The organism is Chryseobacterium vrystaatense (assembly GCF_000737765.1).
GTDB lineage: Bacteria > Bacteroidota > Bacteroidia > Flavobacteriales > Weeksellaceae > Chryseobacterium > Chryseobacterium vrystaatense.
The window spans coordinates 208,652-224,013 of record NZ_JPRI01000001.1; the positions used below are offsets into that span (position 1 = coordinate 208,652).

Below are 15,362 nucleotides of genomic sequence, written 5' to 3' on the forward strand. Positions count from 1 at the left end.
ATTACTTAGCTTTTTCAATGATTCTTACTAATCTCCATCTCTTGCTCTTGCTCATAGGTCTAGTTTCTTGGATAAGAACTGTATCTCCCTCTGTGCATTCGTTGTTCTCGTCGTGTGCAGTATATTTTTTCGTTTTTAGAACGAATTTACCGTACATCGGGTGTTTCACTCTCGTAGTCTCACTTACAACAATGGTCTTTTCCATTTTATTGCTGGAAACTATTCCGATTCTTTCTTTTCTTAAGTTTCTTTCCATAATGTATGAAAATCTTATTGTTGTTTAGTGGTTAACTCAGTGTTTAGTCTAGCGATTGATCTTCTCAAATCTCTGATTTGAATCGGGTTTTCAATTGGACTGATTTTGTGAGCCAATTTCAGTTTTGAATATTGAGTTGTCAATTCAGCAAGTTTTGCTTGAATATCACCCGCGCTTAAATTTTTAATATCAGCTTGTTTCATTGTATCAAAGATTATAGAGGTTTAACAAAATCGTTAGCAACTACGAATTTAGTAACTACCGGTAATTTTTGTGCAGCAAGTCTTAAAGCTTCCTTGGCGATTTCGTAAGATACTCCTCCGATTTCGAACATGATTTTACCTGGTTTCACTACAGCTACCCAATATTCCACGGCACCTTTACCTTTACCCATCCTTACTTCGGCTGGTTTCTTAGTAATAGGCTTATCCGGGAAGATTTTGATCCATAGCTGACCTTCTCTCTTCATATATCTAGTCGCAGCGATACGAGCAGCTTCGATTTGTCTTGCAGTGATCCAAGCACCTTCTATAGCTTTGATTCCAAATGTTCCGTATGCCAGTTGATTACCTCTTTGAGCAATCCCCTTCATCTTCATCTTGTGAACTCTACGGAATTTGGTTCTTTTTGGTTGTAACATAATTTCTAAATTTTAGATTTTAGATTTTAGATTTTAGATTTTTTATATTTTAAAAAAGTAACGGTAATTTAAAATTCAAAATTTCTAACCTAAAATTTTTAATTATTATTGTTATTATTGTTATTTTTTCTAGGTCTTCTGTTGTCTCTGTCTCCTCTGTTTCCGCCTCCTGAAGGACCTCCTTTCTTCTGTTGTCCCACTAGTGGAGAAAGTTCTCTTTTACCATAAACTTCTCCTTTCATGATCCAAACTTTCACTCCTAGCCTACCGTAAGTAGTGTGAGCTTCAGCCCAGTGATAATCGATATCAGCTCTGAAAGTAGACAAAGGAATTCTTCCGTCTTTGAAAGATTCGCTTCTTGCCATTTCAGCACCGTTCAATCTACCAGAGATTTGAACTTTGATACCTTCAGCACCCATTCTCATTGTACTTGCCATCGCCATTTTAACAGCTCTTCTGTAAGAAATTCTGTTTTCAATCTGCTTAGAGATGCTGTCTGCTACCAATACTGCATCAAGTTCAGGTCTTTTGATTTCGAAAATATTGATTTGAATATCCTTACCAGTAAGTTTCTTCAATTCTTCTTTTAATTTATCAACTTCCTGACCTCCTTTACCGATGATAAGTCCCGGTCTAGCAGTAGTAATAGTTACTGTAACTAATTTTAATGTTCTTTCAATATAAATTTTTGAAATACCACCCTTAGATAATCTAGCTTCAAGGTATCTTCTGATTTTGTAGTCTTCAGCGATTCTGTCTCCATAATCTTTACCACCAAACCAGTTTGAATCCCATCCTCTGATGATACCTAATCTGTTACCAATTGGATTTGTCTTCTGTCCCATACCTTGATTAATTTTCTTTATTACCTAAGATTAGTGTAATGTGGTTTGATCTCTTTCTGATTCTATACCCTCTACCTTGTGGAGCTGGTCTTAGTCTCTTCAATTGTCTTGCACTGTCTACAAAAATTTCTTTAACGATAAGATTAGCTTCTTCAATATCAGCACCTTCGTTTTTAGCTTGCCAGTTGGCCATTGCTGAAAGAAGGACTTTCTCTAATTTGTTAGAAGCGTCTTTCTTTGAATATTTTAGAATGTATAAAGCTTTGTCAACTTCTACCCCTCTGATGATATCAGCAACTAATCTCATCTTTCTTGGAGAAGACGGGCAATCGTTATGTAATGCCTTAACTACATCTTGATTTGTTAATTTACGTGCTAATGCACTTTCTCTTTTTCTTGATCCCATGATTATCTACTTCCTTTGTTTTTATTACCACCATGACCTCTGAAAGATCTTGTTGGAGAAAATTCGCCTAACTTGTGACCAACCATGTTTTCTGTAACATAAACAGGGATAAAAGATTTCCCGTTGTGTACAGCAATAGTTTGTCCTACGAAGTCTGGAGAGATCATAGACGCTCTAGACCAAGTTTTGATAACTGTCTTCTTACCAGACTCTATGTTTGTCTGAACCTTCTTATCTAAAGTATGATGAATGAATGGTCCTTTTTTAAGTGATCTTGCCATAATTATTTACGTTTAGATATGATATGACGGTTAGACGCTTTGTTTTTCTTTCTGGTTTTGTAACCTTTAGCAGGCATACCGTTTCTAGATCTTGGGTGACCTCCAGAAGAACGACCTTCACCACCTCCCATTGGGTGATCTACAGGGTTCATTACTACCGGTCTAGTTCTAGGTCTTCTACCTAACCATCTGCTTCTACCAGCCTTACCTGAAACAGTTAACTGATGATCCGAGTTAGAAACAGATCCAACCATTGCATAACATTCAGTAAGGATCATTCTAGATTCTCCTGAAGGCAATTTGATGATTGCATATTTTCCGTCTCTTGAAGTTAATTGAGCTGAAGAACCAGCACTTCTTGCTAAAATTGCACCTTGTCCAGGTTTCATTTCAATACAAGAGATTACTGTACCCAATGGAATATTTTTCAATTTCATTGCGTTACCGATGTTCGGTTCTACATTTTCACCTGAAACTACCTTCTGATCTACTTTGATACCGTTTGGAGCGATGATATATCTCTTCTCTCCGTCTGCGTACTCTAATAAAGCGATAAATGCAGTTCTGTTTGGATCATATTCTACAGTTTTTACCGTTGCTTCAACATCATGCTTGTTTCTTTTGAAGTCGATAATTCTGTATTTCTTTTTGTGTCCACCTCCGGTGTAACGCATGGTCATTTTACCAGTTTGGTTACGTCCACCTGACTTACTAATACCAACGGTTAGAGACTTCTCTGGTTTGTTGGTAGTAATTTCCTCAAAATTGTTAACAATTCTGAATCTCTGTCCTGGGGTGATAGGTTTTAATTTTCTAACAGACATTACTATTATTTATAATTAATAATTAATTTACAGCAAAAATATCGATTACTTCCCCTTCAGAAAGAGTGATAACCGCTTTTTTCAATTTGTTTGTCTTTCCTACTTGAAGACCTTTCTTAGTGTGCTTAGAAGAAACTTTAGGCGCATAAATCATGGTTCTAACGTCTGCTACTTTCACACCGTAAGCTACTTCTACAGCCTTTTTAATCTGGATTTTATTCGCCCTAGGATCAACTAAGAAAGAATAAGCACCTCTTAAATCTGTAAGATAGTTTGCTTTCTCTGAAATAACTGGTTTAATAATAAGTGACATGATTTATTTCTTTAAATTTTCCTGGAATTTTTCAACTGCACCTTCTAAGAATACGATCTCACCTGCATTCATTAAGTCATATGAACTAATTTCGTTGAAGTTCATTACTTTAGTTTTAGGTAAGTTTCTTGAAGATAAATACACATTCTTGTTAGCTTCAGGAAGAACGAATAAAGATTTTTTATCATTCAATGCCAATGCATTTAGGATAGAGATAAAATCTTTAGTTTTAGGAGCGTTTAGGCTCATGTCTTCCATTACTCTAATGCTGTTGTCTCTCATTTTCTGAGATAAAACAGATTTCTTAGCTAATCTCTTAAGAGCTTTGTTCAATTTGAATCTGTAGTCTCTTGGTTTTGGTCCGAATACTCTACCTCCACCTCTGAAAGTTGGAGATTTGATATCACCATATCTAGCAGAACCAGATCCTTTTTGCTTCTTAAGTTTCTTAGTAGAAGCTGTAATTTCGCTTCTTTCCTTTGATTTATGAGTCCCTTGTCTTTGTGCAGCAAGGTACTGTTTAACTTCTAAGTAAACCGCGTGCTGATTTGGCTCAATTCCGAATACTGATTCGTCTAGAGTTACTTTTCTTCCGGTCTCTTTTCCTGATGTATTTAATACTACTAGTTCCATTTTCTGATAATTACATAAGAATTTTTAGCTCCCGGAACAGCACCTTTTACTACTAAAAGATTTTGTTCTTGATCCACTTTTAATACTTGAAGGTTTTGTACAGTTACCTGCTTACCTCCCATTCTACCCGCCATTCTCATTCCTTTGAATACTCTTGAAGGATCCGATCCAGCACCGATAGAACCTGGAGCTCTAAGTCTGTTGTGCTGACCATGAGTAGCTTGCATTACACCTCCAAAGCCATGTCTTTTAACAACACCCTGGAAACCTTTACCTTTTGAAGTTCCTGTTACGTCAACAAATTCACCTTCAGCGAATAGATCAACTTTTACTTCTTCTCCTACTTTTACTTCGTCAACGAATTCTCTGTAGAATTCTACCAACTTAGCTTTTGGAGCAGAACCAGCCTTTTTGAAATGGCCAGCTAACGCTTTACCTACGTTCTTTTCACTCTTGTCATCGAAACCTAACTGAACTGACTTGTAGCCGTCCTTTTCAATGGTTCTGACCTGTAAAACCGAGCACGGACCGGCTTGAATAACTGTACAAGGAATGTTTTTTCCTTCTTCGTTAAACAAAGACGTCATACCGATTTTTTTACCAATAATACCTGACATTGTTTATGTTATAATAAAATTTATCTTTCTAGTTCTACATTTTTAGGAGGTCTGAAGTAATTTCTACTTTTGATATAGGCATACTACGCCCCTAAAATGGAGTGTGCAAATTTATGAATATTTTTAGAACTGACAAATATTTCGGGTAAAATATTTTGATTTTTAATCAATTAGATAATTTTGAAAAAATTCAGATGAAATTTTCAGTGAAATTATTTTGTTTTTAAAAAAGAAATTAACAAGAAGCTTTATTTCACAATAACAGAAACTCCTATTTCTTCCAACCCCGCTTTATCTTCTGCACAGATGCCACTATCCGTAATGAGATAATCTATTTTATCAAGAGGAGCAATCTTCCCAAAGCCTTTCTTATTAAGCTTCGAAGAATCCGCAAGAATCACCACTTTTTCCGAGCATTCTATCATAAGCTGATTCAAATGCGCTTCCGCAGCATTAGAGGTACTGATTCCAAATTCCATATCAATACCATCCACCCCCAGGAATAGTTTATTACAGGAAAACTGTCTGAGGATTGTTTCCGAAATAGATCCTACAATAGATGTAGAGCTCTTTCTTACCTCCCCTCCTAACTGAATGATATTTATATTAGGATTATTACAAAGTTCAAGAGCCACCCTTAATGACGAAGTAAGAACAGTAAGTGGGCCGAAATTCACAAGCATCCTTGCAAGATAATGCATCGTTGTACCGGACGCCAATATAATACAGTCATTTTCCTGTATAAGCTGTAAAGCAGCTTTTGCTATATTCTGCTTTGCTTCTACATTGATATTTTCTTTCTCGTCGACATTTCTTTCATAAGCATACCGGACGTGCTTACTTGCCCCACCGTGATTTCGGAAAAGCAACCCCAGACTTTCGAGATAATTCAGATCCTTTCGAACCGTAACCGACGAAACATTTAACCTCTCACACAAATCCTGTACAAGAACATGTCCTTTTTCATCCAGTTCTTTTAATATGTCATCGTGCCTTGGTATTAACTTTTCCATTCTGATTCTTTCATCAAAAATACCATTTTTTTTCGAGACCGATAAAATTTCATTTATTTTCTTTTTAGTTTCGTTTTTAATTTATACATTTGAAAACGAAACATAAACGAAACATTTATGAAACGAAACGAAGAACTTAGTAAATTGACCAGTGTAGAGGAATGGGATTTCATCGTCATCGGAGGCGGAGCCAGTGGTCTGGGCTCAGCACTGGATGCAGTAAGCAGAGGATTCAAAACCCTGCTCCTTGAATCCCACGATTTTGCAAAAGCAACATCCAGCCGAAGTACCAAACTGGTACACGGTGGCGTAAGATACCTTGCACAGGGAGATGTGGGACTTGTAAAAGAAGCCCTCAAAGAAAGAGGTCTTCTTGCTCAGAACGCAGCACACGTAGTCAAGAACCAGTCATTCATTATTCCCAACTATACATGGTGGGGAGGTATCTACTATAAAATAGGATTATCTGTCTATGATTTTCTTGCAGGAAAGCTCAGTCTCGGAAAAACGAAATACATCAGTAAGGCTAAAACCATTGAAAAGCTACCTACCATTGAACAGCACAACCTCGCAAGCGGTGTGGTATATCAGGACGGGCAGTTTGACGATGCCAGATTAGCAATCAACTTATCCCAGACTCTGATCGAAAAAGGTGGAAGCGCAGTAAATTATATGAAGGTAACCGGACTTGTGAAAAATGATTCCGGAAAAATAAGCGGCGTTAAAGCAGAAGATCAGTTTTCAAAACGACAGTATGAACTTCGTGCAAAAGCCGTCATCAATGCGACAGGGGTATTTACGAATGACATTCTGAATATGAACAATCCTAAGCATGGTAAATTTGTCGTTCCAAGTCAGGGCATCCATTTAGTATTGGATAAATCTTTCCTGAAAAGTGATGACGCAATCATGATTCCCAAAACATCAGACGGCAGAGTTCTTTTTGTGGTCCCATGGCATGACAGAGCATTGGTGGGAACTACAGATACTCTACTGGAAAATCCGAGCTTTGAACCACACGCTCTGGAATCTGAAATTAATTTTGTTTTAAATACAGCCAGACAATATTTAGCTAAGAAACCAACAAGGGAGGACGTAAAATCTATGTTTGCAGGATTAAGACCTCTCGCTGCTCCAAAAGAAGGAGGCAAAAGCACCAAAGAAGTTTCCAGAAGCCACAAAGTCATTACTTCTGATACGGGACTGGTTTCGATCATCGGAGGAAAATGGACTACCTACCGTAAAATGGCGGAAGACACGATAGACAAAGCTGTAGAAATACTTCATTTAAACGGAGGACCTTCACAAACGGAAAATATGTCTATCCACGGTAATATAAAAGCAGAACTCGTTGACCGTACCAGCCATCTTTATGTTTACGGATCAGATATCCCCGCTATAAAATCATTGCAAAGCAGCGACCCTCAATACGCTCAAAAAATACATCCCGATCATGCTTTCACAATCGCAGAGGCGGTATGGGCTGTAAGGCATGAAATGGCAGAAACCATAGAAGATATTCTTGCCCGAAGAGTCCGTCTTTTATTTCTGGACGCAAGAGCAGCAATCGACAGTGCCCATACTATTGCGCAGCTTATTGCTAAAGAAAAAGGATATTCCCAGGAATGGGCTAATGAACAGGAAAAAGAATTTATTGAATTAGCACAAGGATACTTATTAACCCCTTACTCTCCCAAAACTATTACTCATAACTAAAAATTTGCAGTATGAAGGAAAAATTGATTCTCGCTCTGGACCAGGGTACAACTTCCTCTAGAGCCATCTTATTCAATCACAGCGGAGCCATAGAATACATCTCCCAGAAAAATTTCGAACAGATCTACCCTACTCCGGGCTGGGTAGAGCATGATCCTAACGAAATATGGTCATCACAGATATCTGTTGCCGCAGAGATCATTGCCAAAGCAGGCATTTCCGGACTGGAAGTAGCTGCTATAGGTATTACCAACCAGCGCGAAACCACTGTTGTCTGGGATAAAGAAACCGGAGAACCTATTTATAATGCCATCGTCTGGCAGGATAGAAGAACTTCTAAATACTGTGACGAATTAAAGGAACAGGGTCACACTGAGATCATCAAAGCGAAAACAGGACTTGTACTGGATGCCTATTTTTCTGCAACCAAGTTAAAGTGGATCCTGGATAATGTAGAAGGTGCAAGGGAAAAAGCTGAAGAAGGAAAATTGTGCTTCGGTACCGTTGACACGTGGCTGGTATGGAAGCTTACCCGTGGAAAAATGTTTATTACCGATGTTTCCAATGCGAGCAGAACAATGCTTCTAAACATTCATACCTTAGAATGGGATCAGGATCTTCTGGATTTATTTGATATTCCAAGATCTGTTCTTCCGGAAGTAAAACAGAGCAGCGAAATTTACGGAGAAACCGCCACTACCTTATTTTCCACTAAAATTCCAATTGCCGGAATTGCGGGAGATCAGCAGGCTGCCTTATTCGGACAAATGTGTATCACTCCCGGAATGGTAAAGAATACCTATGGAACCGGATGCTTCTTATTAATGAATACAGGAACCGAAGCTGTTTCTTCTAAAAACAATCTGCTCACCACCGTGGCATGGAAGATTAACGGAGAGGTAAACTATGCGCTGGAAGGAAGTGTATTTGTAGGGGGCGCAGCTATACAGTGGCTTAGAGACGGACTGAAACTGATCCGTACATCAGAAGAAGTAAATGATCTGGCAGCGAGTGTTGACGATAACGGAGGTGTTTATTTTGTACCTGCCCTTACAGGACTGGGCGCACCGTATTGGGATCAGTACGCAAGAGGAACTATCGTAGGAGTAACCAGAGGAACGACCAACGGACATATCGCAAGGGCCACTCTGGAAGGCATTGCATTTCAGGTGTATGATATTGTAAAATCCATGGAAGCTGATTCCGGAAGACCAAGTCTGGAACTTAGAGTAGATGGAGGTGCTTCTGCAAGTGATCTTCTGATGCAGATCCAGTCGGACCTTTTCGGTTTTAAAATCACAAGACCGAAAACTCTTGAGACTACCGCTTTAGGAGCAGCCTATCTTGCCGGTTTAGCTGTCGGATACTGGAAAGACATCAATGAAATCCAATCTCAATGGATTGTAGACGAGGATTTTCTTCCTAAAGTAGATAAAGATAAAGCGGATAATATGATCCATTTCTGGAATAAAGCTGTGAAACGCTCTCAAAGCTGGATCGAAGATTAAACTCTTAAATAAAAAAAACTACTCATGAACCCATTTACCGCAGAACTTATAGGCACAATGCTTATGATATTATTGGGCAACGGCGTTGTAGCGAATGTTGTCTTAAAAGGTACCAAAGGAAATAACTCCGGATGGATTGTTATTACTACAGCCTGGGCACTCGCCGTTTTTGTAGGCGTGACGGTTGCAGGGCCTGCAAGTGGCGCCCATCTGAATCCGGCCGTAACTCTCGGACTTGCTGTTGCAGGAAAATTTTCATGGGACCTGGTTCCAACGTATATTGCGGCACAGATGCTTGGCGGAATGCTTGGAGCGTTCCTTGTCTGGCTTTTTAATAAAGATCATTTCGCAATCACAGAAGACGAAGGTGCTAAACTGGCATGCTTCAGTACAGGTCCGGCTATCAGGAATACATTCTCCAATCTGATCAGTGAGATCATCGGAACTTTTGTCCTCGTGTTTGTTATATTTCATTTTTCAGATCCGAGCATTTCTCTGAATGCCGATCCGACAGCTAAAGTAGGACTTGGTTCTGTCGGTGCTCTTCCTGTGACCTTATTGGTTTGGGCCATCGGTTTATCTTTAGGCGGAACAACCGGTTATGCGATCAACCCTGCGAGAGACCTTGCCCCAAGAATCATGCACGCTATCCTTCCTGTAAAAGGCGGGAGTGACTGGGGGTATGCCTGGATCCCCGTAGCAGGACCTATCCTGGGCAGCATCCTTGCAGCAGTTCTTTATGGAATCTTAAATTAAAAACATCCATGAAAGTTTTAAAAACAGTATGCCTGATTATTTTAGGCACAGGAAAACTATTCTCTCAGGAGAACGCAGAAAAGAAGGAAAACAACAGGCTTGATTTTACAGTAAACATTCAAAATAACCACTTATGGAGGGGTTTGATTATTACTGATAAGCCTGTAGTAATGGGAAATCTTTCTTATGCTTTGGATTCTGAAAAGAAATGGAAAGCCGGAATCTGGGGAGCCTCTTCCCTGACGGATGACAAAGACGGAACCCATTATAAGGAGATCAATTACTATATCCAGTATTCGGACGGAAGACTTTATATCGGATTGTGGGATCTTTTCAATTCGAGAAATATCAATACAGCTGTTGCTTCAGAAGATATCTTCAACTATTCACAAACAAGAACAGCCCATATTATTGATCTTAGAACCAATTATACTTTCGGAGCCTCGTTTCCTCTTAATATAGAAGCCGACATCATGCTGTATGGAGGTGCCAATGCAGGAGAAGTCGTTATAAAGGATGATGGAAGCTATAAAAAGAATAAGTATTCAACTTATATTCAGGTCAGCTACCCCGTCATTGCCGGACAAAAGGTAAATCTTGATGCTTTCGTTGGTGCCGGATTTGCTCTCAATGACCGGTATTTTCTCTATGGAAATGGAAAAAACAGTTTTGACATTGTGAATGTAGGAGTAAAAGCAGGTAAAACCATCAAAATAACAGAGCATTACAGTCTCCCGGTTTCTATGATGGCAATGTGGAACCCTTCCAATAAATTTGCAAGAATTCAACTGGCCGCAACTGTTTTCTAATATGAATTTTAACTCACTTATTATAAAGACCACCCCAACCCGGAGTGGTCTTTCTGCTTTTATAGATTAAAAAACACACACAAAAGGTTTCCACTTTTTTAAACACATAAAAACACTTTAGTTTAAAGGTCTTATTATGCTGAAAGCACTAAAATCAAATACGTAGAAAACCTTTGATTTATATAAAACTTAAGTGTACCTTATAGGTGTCATGGATTTAATTTTAAAATAACTTACGTGTCTAAAAAGCTTTTGAGACTTTTATGATTCAACAATTCACTGCAATTACCTCAAACAGGCAATCACCGGGTTTTTACGGTTTAGTTTTTGCTTAAATATATTTACTTTTGAAAAAAAATATATGAAAAAAATTTTCAGCTTAATGGTATTATGCATCAGCATTTTATCTTTTGCACAGACAAAAGCACCATTTGTTGGGCATAGAAGCTTTGATATTATTGAAGGATTTAGTGGATCAGGAACACCTCATTATTATCTGGATGTAAAGAAAAACGGCGATGTGTATTTCGGCTTTGTTCAGGTCAACCAGGCAGACAGCACTGAAACCACCGAAGAAATGAATGCAGGAAAATACAATCCTAAAGTAATGAAGGTAGATTTCAAAAAATATGGCGAAAACTTTTATGTAAAATTCGATAAGGATAATATCTACCTTACCGACAAAGAAGGAAACATTCAGAAATCTGAAGACTGCTGCTCCTCAATGGAAAGTGCTACTGCTGATATCTGTACCTGCGAGAGCAAACTGTATAAGTAATGAAAATACTAAAGTTTCTATTCATCCTTCTTCTTGCTGTTTCATGTGGAGGGAAGAAGAATCACCCCTATACCTTTTATTACTGGAAAACGCACCTTAAACTCGATCAGGAAGAGAAAAAAGCACTCGATCAGGCTTCGGTTCCTTACGTTTATACCAGATTTTTCGATATCGATAAAGCCGGCGGGAAATTCCAGCCGGTTGCTGTCATTACTCAAGACAAAAGTTTCGAAACAGAGAAACAAATCGTTCCTACGGTGTTCATCACCAACCAGTCCATGTACCGTATTTCAGCGGAAGAGATCCGATTTCTTGCAAAAAATATTCATGACCTGGTTCAAAAGAAAGCTAAAGAATATCATTTAAAAATCAATAATGAGATTCAGATCGACTGTGACTGGACTGCCGGAACAAGAAATGATTATTTTAAATTTTTAAAGGAACTGAAAAGAGTTTCGGGAAAAGAGATTACCTGTACCCTCCGTCTCCATCAGGTTAAAGATAAAAATCAAACCGGAATTCCTCCTGTAGAAAAAGTCTATCTGATGTGCTACTCTACTTCCTCCCCTCTTGAAAACTCCAATAAGAATTCGATTCTGGATGTAACGATTTTAAAAAGCTACCTTTCGAAACTGGAAGACTATCCTATAAAAAAAATTGAAGTGGCATTACCTATTTATTCCTGGGGAATTGTGACCAATCATCTTGAAAAGCATAAATTAATTAATGCCCTTTCCAAAAAAGATCTTGAAAATCCAGCATTTAAAAAGATCTCTGACAATGAGATTGAAATTATTAAAGACGGTTTCTATTTTGGAAATTTTCTAAGCAAAGGTTTTAGAATAAAGGTAGAAGAAATCTCTGAGGAACAACTGAAAGACGTAACCCGGTTTCTTGAGAAAAAAATCCCGCATTTTAATATTATTTATTATCAATTAGATAGTAAATTTGTAAGTAACAGAAAATTTTAAAGTTTTATCTGTCGGATATTGAGCAGATTACACCGTTTTTAAACTCTGTTAAATTTTAATTATAAAAATAAAAACACCCTCGACTATATGAAAAAGTATATTCTTTCACTGGCGGTTTTATCGCTTTTTTATACCAAATCTGACGCCTGTGCGTGGTCAGACCCCGATTACGAATATTTCAACCTGTTTACACAGAGCATCATCAAAGATAAATCCTATCTTCCATTCCTGCTAACGTATTCAAACAGGTTTTACGGTGATTACAAAGGCAACCTGATTCCTGATGATAATATTGAGACATGGAAAAAGTTCTTTAACAACCAGCTCAACTATGCGGAAACAGAGAATCTGGTGTATAAAATCAGCATGAATGATCTTAACGCTTTAAAAAACGGAACTCCCACCAATCCTCTACTGCAGAAACTGGGAACCGGATTCTACCAAAAGTACAGAGAAGCTATTGATTATTTAATTGAGGCCAAGTATCTGGAACCGTATATGAGCATTAATTATATTGAAAGCCCGGATTCTTTCTACAGCAACGGACCTTCTAAACAGCTTAATGCCACCTCAGTTGATTACGCAAAAACCGTTAATGCACTTACTTCTTTATACAACGCGACAAGAAATCCTGAGATCAAGCAGCGGTATGGATATCAGCTGGTGCGTTTCAATCATTATACAAGAAATTATGATGCCGCACTGGAAGCTTTCAAAACTTATATAGAACCTATCAAACAGAAAGGCGCTGTTTATTTTATGGCGCTGGACCAGCTTGCAGGTGCTCAGAGAGGAAAAGAAATGAATGCAGATGCCAACTGGAATTTCTTCCAGGTATTCATGAACAGCAAAGACCGTAAAGAATCTGCTTTTGTTTCTATGAAACTTTCGGATACTGCTTCTTTCAGTAATATTATGAAAAGGTCGGGTACGAACGATGAAAAGAATATGGCCTATTTTCTTTTAGGATACGAGGGTTTCACAGACCCCATTCCTATCATGGAAAAAATGTACGACATCAACCCTGATTCTGAGATTCTGAAAGTGATGGCGGTAAGAAGCATCAATGAACTGGAAAGAAGCTATCTTCCGATCTATTACTATACTTCAGATGCGACAGACAGCCCGAATGTAATGAGAGGAAATGCTGATGATCATGATAAAACGACAACGGATTCAAAGTCTGAACCTGCAGAAGTAAAAAAAGAAGAGAAGATTTCATTCTGGCAAAAGATCGTCAGATTCTTTAAAAATCTTTTCGGAGGTTCAAAATCTGACAGCACCGATGGAGCTAAAAATGATCAGAGTGACGATCAGTTACTGAACAATCCGGATAGAATTCCTTTCTATACTAAATCCAACTACGGCTATGATGAGAAAACGAATGATTATCTGGACAACCTGGAAAAGTTTACAGAAAAAACAAAGAAAGTATCTAAGGATGAATACTGGCAGATCGCCGATGCTTATCTTAAGTTTTTGAAAAAAAACTATAAGGCCAGTTCAGAAATCCTGGAGGATATCAAAACATCAAATCCGGAATATCTGGAAGAAATCAAAAGAATGAAAGTTCTGAATGATATCGTTTCCCATCCTAAGATTGATGCAGAATTCGAGGATCATCTGATAAAAGATTATGCTGAATATTTTGTAAAGAAAGAAGTGAAAAAAGACAGCACTGCTGTTGCTGAATATGATTATTATGGAGAAACTCCATCCACCGCAGATTTCCTTAAAGATGTTCTTGCCAACCGTTACTTCTTACAGGGAGAAGATGGGAAATCATTCCTGATGAACAATAAGCTTTCGGATCTACAATACAACCCGAATTCAAGTCTGGTAAAAAGTGTTGAAGACTTTTACAGAAAACCTAACAAGACCCAGTTTGAGCAGCAGATCATCGCCAAGAATATGGACAATGTAGGAAATATAGATGCCTTCTTCAGTATGATCTATGGAGACCGGGCCATGAAACAGGCAGATTTTGAAAAAGCAAAATCTTATTATGAAAAGACTCAGAACTTTGCAGGAATTCCGAGAATAAATTATGACTGGAGCGATAAAGGCGAAAAAATAACACCAAAGCAATATGCGCCTGGTGAGTATAATGGATTCAGAGATATTTCTGATCTTGTTTTCGGACATAATGTGTGGGAAAGCTTTGGAAGTCCGGAGACTGAAAGTATGGAAGCAGAGGATTATTCTGCATTCCCATTCATCAAAAAGAACATGAATAAACTGGAGTTGGCAGATGCACTGATCCAGCTTAAAAAGATCAGTAACGGAACTGATGAAAAAGCAGGCAAGGCCAGCCAGCTCATTGGAAATCTGTTATACAACACTTCCAGTTTAGGCTATTACCGCCAGCTCTTTGTGATGGACATTGATAACAGCAATGGAGGAAAATATGACTTCTGGAATACGGACCGAAAGAATCCATACAAGTACTATTACAAGAACTTCCTTTACACCACTTACATTGAACCGGACAATTTCGATCTTGCGATCAACTATTATCAAAAGACGCTGAAACTATCAAAAGACAAGGAGCAGAGAGCAAGAGTTCTTTTCCAGATGGCGAGTGCAGAGCAGGGAAAATATTATCAGTATGAGGCAAAAAATGCGTCAACCATCAGTTATTCTGACCCTAACTATTCCGACAAGGAAAAAGCTCACCAAACTGAACTGGACAATATCAGAAATGAAAAATACAGAACTTATTTTGCCCAATTAAAATCCCAGTATGCAGATACGGAAGCTATGAAAGCACTGGCAGGAAGCTGTAGTTATTTCGGATATTTCCTGAAAAAATAAATACACGATGTGTTAAAGTAAAAACAAAATCCCTATGAAAATATTCGTAGGGATTTTGTTTTGGATTTTCATTCAATTATTCAAAGTAATGAAAAATATACAAGCTCTTTTTTTGTCATGCAAATCTGCGGGATACTTTATTTGCGGACTGTTTGAGAAAAGGGGAAGTTTAACTTTCCATT

The 15,362-nt window shown here is 38.1% G+C and carries 18 protein-coding genes; 7 read left to right on the top strand and 11 right to left on the bottom strand.

Going from position 1 to position 15,362, the window contains the following annotated elements; all coding sequences use genetic code 11:
* Window position 1 precedes the first annotated feature (1 nt).
* The 11 genes from rpsQ to IW16_RS01000 form a co-directional block, all read right to left on the bottom strand.
* Complete coding sequence (rpsQ, locus tag IW16_RS00950; protein WP_052186088.1) at window positions 2-259, bottom strand: 30S ribosomal protein S17; 258 nt, start codon at window positions 257-259, stop codon at window positions 2-4.
* Between the two features lie 11 nt (window positions 260-270).
* Window positions 271-459 carry a 50S ribosomal protein L29 gene (gene rpmC, locus IW16_RS00955; RefSeq protein WP_034738775.1) on the bottom strand — a complete coding sequence of 63 codons (189 nt, stop codon included), beginning with the start codon at window positions 457-459 and terminating at the stop codon, window positions 271-273.
* Between the two features lie 11 nt (window positions 460-470).
* On the bottom strand, window positions 471-896 hold the full coding sequence (rplP, locus tag IW16_RS00960) for a 50S ribosomal protein L16 (protein ID WP_034738777.1): 426 nt from the start codon (window positions 894-896) through the stop codon (window positions 471-473).
* 98 nt (window positions 897-994) lie between these two features.
* Entirely contained in the window at window positions 995-1,741 is a 747-nt protein-coding gene (rpsC, locus tag IW16_RS00965; RefSeq protein ID WP_034738779.1) for a 30S ribosomal protein S3, read from the bottom strand.
* 7 nt (window positions 1,742-1,748) lie between these two features.
* Window positions 1,749-2,147 carry a 50S ribosomal protein L22 gene (gene rplV, locus IW16_RS00970; RefSeq protein ID WP_034702853.1) on the bottom strand — a complete coding sequence of 133 codons (399 nt, stop codon included), beginning with the start codon at window positions 2,145-2,147 and terminating at the stop codon, window positions 1,749-1,751.
* Between the two features lie 2 nt (window positions 2,148-2,149).
* A complete protein-coding gene (gene rpsS / locus IW16_RS00975) occupies window positions 2,150-2,428 on the bottom strand; it encodes a 30S ribosomal protein S19 (protein WP_034702850.1) in 279 nt (92 codons plus the stop codon).
* A 2-nt stretch (window positions 2,429-2,430) separates the two neighbouring features.
* The gene (rplB, locus tag IW16_RS00980; protein WP_034738781.1) at window positions 2,431-3,252 is read right to left on the bottom strand and encodes a 50S ribosomal protein L2; all 822 of its coding nucleotides are present in this window, start codon (window positions 3,250-3,252) and stop codon (window positions 2,431-2,433) included.
* Window positions 3,253-3,274: 22 nt separating this feature from the next.
* A complete protein-coding gene (gene rplW / locus IW16_RS00985) occupies window positions 3,275-3,565 on the bottom strand; it encodes a 50S ribosomal protein L23 (protein WP_034738783.1) in 291 nt (96 codons plus the stop codon).
* 3 nt (window positions 3,566-3,568) lie between these two features.
* Window positions 3,569-4,198, bottom strand: a complete 630-nt coding sequence (gene rplD / locus IW16_RS00990; protein WP_034738785.1) for a 50S ribosomal protein L4 — start codon at window positions 4,196-4,198, stop codon at window positions 3,569-3,571.
* Entirely contained in the window at window positions 4,189-4,815 is a 627-nt protein-coding gene (gene rplC / locus IW16_RS00995; protein WP_034738787.1) for a 50S ribosomal protein L3, read from the bottom strand. Before rplC ends, rplD begins: the two co-directional genes overlap by 10 nt.
* Before the next feature lie 248 nt (window positions 4,816-5,063).
* Window positions 5,064-5,828, bottom strand: a complete 765-nt coding sequence (locus IW16_RS01000; RefSeq protein WP_034738790.1) for a DeoR/GlpR family DNA-binding transcription regulator — start codon at window positions 5,826-5,828, stop codon at window positions 5,064-5,066.
* A gap of 117 nt (window positions 5,829-5,945) precedes the next feature.
* Here IW16_RS01000 and IW16_RS01005 point away from each other — a divergent pair, with 117 nt between their 5' ends.
* From IW16_RS01005 to IW16_RS01035, 7 genes are all read left to right on the top strand, one after another.
* Window positions 5,946-7,544 (top strand): glycerol-3-phosphate dehydrogenase/oxidase, encoded by a 1,599-nt coding sequence (locus IW16_RS01005; RefSeq protein ID WP_034738792.1) that lies wholly within the window; start codon window positions 5,946-5,948, stop codon window positions 7,542-7,544.
* 11 nt (window positions 7,545-7,555) lie between these two features.
* Window positions 7,556-9,052, top strand: a complete 1,497-nt coding sequence (gene glpK / locus IW16_RS01010; protein WP_034738795.1) for a glycerol kinase GlpK — start codon at window positions 7,556-7,558, stop codon at window positions 9,050-9,052.
* 24 nt (window positions 9,053-9,076) lie between these two features.
* Window positions 9,077-9,808: an MIP/aquaporin family protein gene (locus IW16_RS01015; protein ID WP_034738799.1), complete on the top strand. Its 732-nt coding sequence runs from the start codon at window positions 9,077-9,079 to the stop codon at window positions 9,806-9,808.
* An 8-nt stretch (window positions 9,809-9,816) separates the two neighbouring features.
* Window positions 9,817-10,617, top strand: a complete 801-nt coding sequence (locus IW16_RS01020; protein WP_034738802.1) for a hypothetical protein — start codon at window positions 9,817-9,819, stop codon at window positions 10,615-10,617.
* A 361-nt stretch (window positions 10,618-10,978) separates the two neighbouring features.
* Window positions 10,979-11,395, top strand: a complete 417-nt coding sequence (locus IW16_RS01025) for a hypothetical protein (protein ID WP_034738806.1) — start codon at window positions 10,979-10,981, stop codon at window positions 11,393-11,395.
* Window positions 11,395-12,366, top strand: coding sequence for a hypothetical protein (locus tag IW16_RS01030; RefSeq protein ID WP_034738808.1), 972 nt, complete (start codon window positions 11,395-11,397; stop codon window positions 12,364-12,366). The genes IW16_RS01025 and IW16_RS01030 overlap by 1 nt, the downstream gene beginning before the upstream one ends.
* Window positions 12,367-12,453: 87 nt before the next feature.
* The gene (locus IW16_RS01035) at window positions 12,454-15,180 is read left to right on the top strand and encodes a hypothetical protein (RefSeq protein ID WP_034738810.1); all 2,727 of its coding nucleotides are present in this window, start codon (window positions 12,454-12,456) and stop codon (window positions 15,178-15,180) included.
* The last annotated feature ends 182 nt before the right edge of the window (window positions 15,181-15,362 follow it).